At 52.6% G+C, this 3,314-nt stretch carries 4 protein-coding genes and 2 pseudogenes; 1 reads left to right on the forward strand and 5 read right to left on the reverse strand.

From position 1 onward, the window contains the following. Window positions 1-194 precede the first annotated feature (194 nt). A complete protein-coding gene (locus ACMX3H_RS17815; RefSeq protein ID WP_415211757.1) occupies window positions 195-323 on the reverse strand; it encodes a DUF6889 family protein in 129 nt (42 codons plus the stop codon). A gap of 59 nt (window positions 324-382) precedes the next feature. Next, window positions 383-790, reverse strand: a complete 408-nt coding sequence (locus ACMX3H_RS17820) for a phage tail assembly chaperone (protein WP_415211754.1) — start codon at window positions 788-790, stop codon at window positions 383-385. 83 nt (window positions 791-873) lie between these two features. Here ACMX3H_RS17820 and ACMX3H_RS17825 point away from each other — a divergent pair, with 83 nt between their 5' ends. After that, the gene (locus ACMX3H_RS17825) at window positions 874-1,056 is read left to right on the forward strand and encodes a hypothetical protein (RefSeq protein WP_415211755.1); all 183 of its coding nucleotides are present in this window, start codon (window positions 874-876) and stop codon (window positions 1,054-1,056) included. Here ACMX3H_RS17825 and ACMX3H_RS17830 read toward each other — a convergent pair. The 3 genes and pseudogenes from ACMX3H_RS17830 to ACMX3H_RS17840 all read right to left on the reverse strand — a co-directional run bounded on the left by ACMX3H_RS17830 (window position 1,046) and on the right by ACMX3H_RS17840 (window position 3,165). Then, window positions 1,046-1,255 carry a hypothetical protein gene (locus ACMX3H_RS17830; RefSeq protein WP_415211756.1) on the reverse strand — a complete coding sequence of 70 codons (210 nt, stop codon included), beginning with the start codon at window positions 1,253-1,255 and terminating at the stop codon, window positions 1,046-1,048. The two genes, ACMX3H_RS17825 and ACMX3H_RS17830, sit on opposite strands and share 11 nt — an antisense overlap. A gap of 72 nt (window positions 1,256-1,327) precedes the next feature. Further along, a pseudogene (locus tag ACMX3H_RS17835) lies at window positions 1,328-1,698 on the reverse strand (phage protein); the annotation flags it as partial. Window positions 1,699-1,710: 12 nt separating this feature from the next. Further along, window positions 1,711-3,165 (reverse strand): annotated as a pseudogene (locus ACMX3H_RS17840) (DUF3383 domain-containing protein). Window positions 3,166-3,314 lie beyond the last annotated feature (149 nt).

Consider the following 3,314-nt stretch of genomic DNA (forward strand, 5'->3'; position numbering starts at 1 on the left):
TATCATCGCCGGATTATCCATGATCTGACAGCCGTCCCTTATAGGATGCGGGTTCACTAGGCATCGTAGTGGAACATATTCTTACCGGGCCGTACAACAAACCCACCAATAATTCAAGACGTCCTCCACGGGGCGCTTACGATTCATCTACCTGAAATCCGAGGCTGACCAGGAAGTCGCGGATAGTGTCAACATTAGCCACGGTTTGTCTCTCTCCATCGCGCTATCCGCACTTCGTTGTCCTGTGTTAACCCAATCCAGTCGTTCATGCGTGCGATATCAGCCAAATCAACCGAGCCATCTTTCAGGGTGGTATAAGGGATATAACCAGCATCGCCCGGATTTTTTAGATAGTCTTCGCCGTCAGGAAGCGTATCGAGCGTTAAGCGGGTTGTGGGGGTACAGTCGCGCCGTCGAGGGGTGCGTGAAAAAAATTTCCCAGTGAATCCCCTATCACCTGTGCTACCAGCTGCAATAGGGTCCCAAGGTCGATATCATCAAACATCAGATCCCCTTGGCGGAATACCGCCATCCATGCCTTGCCGTTTTGCCGGGAGACCACCGATAAACAAGCATGAATAATGGCGTCGCAGTCGCTGTCCTGAATATCACCTATCGCGGTGGCCAGGGCAGGCAACAGGGTTTCCATGGCCACCTCGCCGCCGCGTAGCTTTTGCAGCTCACCGACCATGCCAGAGAGTACCGGCAGGAGTTTTCGTGCCACTTTCAGTTGGTCAAATACGCTGAGTTTTCCGGCGCGATAGGTATTACCGTTCAGTTCGATATCCACGGTTAACTTCTCCGAATAATTGGTTGCGGACAGCCTTAGCGCTATCCTTTTAGCTCTCACACCTAAGGACTAAAGAGGTCCGCATGTCTGAAAAACTTAACGCAAGAGAGCTGGCGATAAATTATCTCCAGTATGTTTCGGCAAATTCAGAAAAGATTCTGAATGAAGCTGAATACCTGCGTAAATTGATTGAAACTGAGAATACTTTTCAAAAGTATATTGATGAGGGTTTACCCTATCCTCTTGAGGTCTGGTCTAAGCTTTAGTTTTCAGCAGAGCTGACATTACGCTTACCACCGTTTCGGCGGTGGTTTTTGCACGCTCCCTGACAATCTCTGTGGGAAAGCCCCGCATAACGCTGTCCTTCGTTACCCGTGTAACGGCGGGCAGTACATCATTGAGCAGGGTTCGGGTAATATCTTCATCAATCTGCACACCGTCCACGAAACAGGTTTTCTTTTCCATCGTTTAAAATTCTCCCAGCAATTCATCGACTTTGATGCAGTTAAACACCCAGGCGACCGTATTACCGTCTTTAGCATTCTGCCAGTCGGGGATTTTCTGAAACGCGCCACCACGCGCCGTGGCGATATCCCCGAGGCATGATTACGTACCACAAAAACGTTGTTGCCCCAGACGGACGAGGACTGGCTTTGGATGTTGTAGGCCAGCATCAGCTTTTTATTAACGGGCGACGTTTTCAGCAGGTTAATCGTGATGGTGCCCGATTTTCCGGTGTGAAGGCTGTGCATCCCTTCGCCATCTGCGCCGATGGTCATGGTGTTTTTCGCCTCGGTCATGGCCACCACAATCCCTTCTTCAGAGTTTGCCGAGCCATAGCCGAGATCAATCACCCCCGTCGGCCCCGTCATTGACGCCGACACATCCATAAATGAATAAGTTGCCATAAATTATTTTCCTCAGCGAACCACGGTGATCAGCACATCCGCAAAATGCACGGCACCGGCGAGTTTAAAGGCCACCTGGATCGGCGGTGCCTTACGTTTTTCACGGTCTGCCTGTGCCTGCTCCGCCATCGGCTGAATATACGCGTAATACCCTTTGGTCAGCGTATCGCCCGGCGACAGTTGCCTTACCGCCCCGCCATTCCACACACCTGGCGCAATCAAACTGTTATTGACGGCCTGCGCCATCGACTGTTCGACGGAGGCCAGCAGGCGGGTACCGCGCCCGAGTCGGTCTGTGGCACTTTGGTGGTGCTGGTATACAGGAGGTTATAAAGATTGTTCTGCACGTAGTTTTGCAACCAGTCGAGGCCGTGACGCTCATCAAAGAAATCGCCGTTCGCCATTACGCCTTCCTGCAGAATAGCCGTGTCGTTGTCATAACGCACAAACACATTGTAGTTTTTCGCCGCCAGCACATCCGCTTGAGACGTGCGCAGCAGTTCAGCCTGGATGCCCGGCTCCTGCTTGAACTTCAGGGTCAGGGTGGTGGTGTTAGCGCCAAAATTGACCGTAAAGGCCCGTCCGAAAGCTGAGGCGGCCGCATAAGGCGACGTGCTGGAATACTGCGTGAATACCCGTCCGTACTTGCCCTGCTTGAGTTGTGAGGCGATATCGTCGGTTCGGGTAGTGTCAATCGCTGCCGTGTCCTGCGGTGGTTAAACCAAAAATACGTGATGTGCTGCTGGCACCGATAAAGTCAACAATGGTGGTAACATCATCAGCCGACAGATTGGCAGCAACGATAAGGCCGTACCAGGCGCTGGAAAAATCGGCCAACGTAGCAACCGCCTGCGCTGCTGTTTCACTGTCCATCCCTGCCACCGGTGCTGCGCCAGCCGCCTGTGATAACCCTGTCAGCGCGGAAAGATCGGTACCACTGTCCGAAGCAGTGGCAAATCCCACCGTGCTGCTCTTGCCTGCCGCTGATGACGTCACAACAAACCGGCTATTGCTGGCATTCCACAACACAGTAGCGGTATTGATTTTTTCAGCAATACGCTGCGCAACACCGTTCAGATTGGTTTCTCTCGATAAATCCACGTTCTTAATATTGACGGCTTTTCCATTGACGGTAATTTTCATTGCGCCATCGGTCACGCCGGTGAAGTGACTGATTTTCGCCTGCTCTGCGGTCAGTATCGCGCCGCGCAGCAGGCCCGCAGAGGCTTCATTGACCCAGCGCCCGATAAACAGGTCGACCGGGCGGGGCGATTGCTGGTAATACAGTGACGCCGCCTGGTACTCCGGCGCGTCAGTGCCGAAATCGGTAGCGACCTCTTCAATAGACGAGTATGACCGCAGTCGTTCAAGAGGATCGATGACCGATGAGGTGCCCATAATGAGTAAAGCGCCGAAATTCCGTGCGCTGGCCGCACGCGGCGACATATCGACAGTGACGTTGACCACTCTCGATACAGGTGCAGATTCCGACGTATCCGATCATCTGTTCCGGCGACATCCGATCAGTTATTCCGATATTTTCCGATCACCCATTCCAGTGATATTCGATCACGTGTTCGCTCATCTTCTGACTCGGTTTTAGTCTATTTTTCCTG

The sequence above is a fragment of the Sodalis sp. (in: enterobacteria) genome, from assembly GCF_047607725.1.
GTDB lineage: Bacteria > Pseudomonadota > Gammaproteobacteria > Enterobacterales > Enterobacteriaceae > JBLKSS01.

Excerpts from the sequence above, each read along its gene's own strand:
- ACMX3H_RS17825 (WP_415211755.1), top strand. The coding sequence starts at position 874 with ATGTCTGAAAAACTTAACGCAAGAGAGCTGGCGATAAATTATCTCCAG.
- ACMX3H_RS17830 (WP_415211756.1), bottom strand. The coding sequence starts at position 1,255 with ATGGAAAAGAAAACCTGTTTCGTGGACGGTGTGCAGATTGATGAAGAT.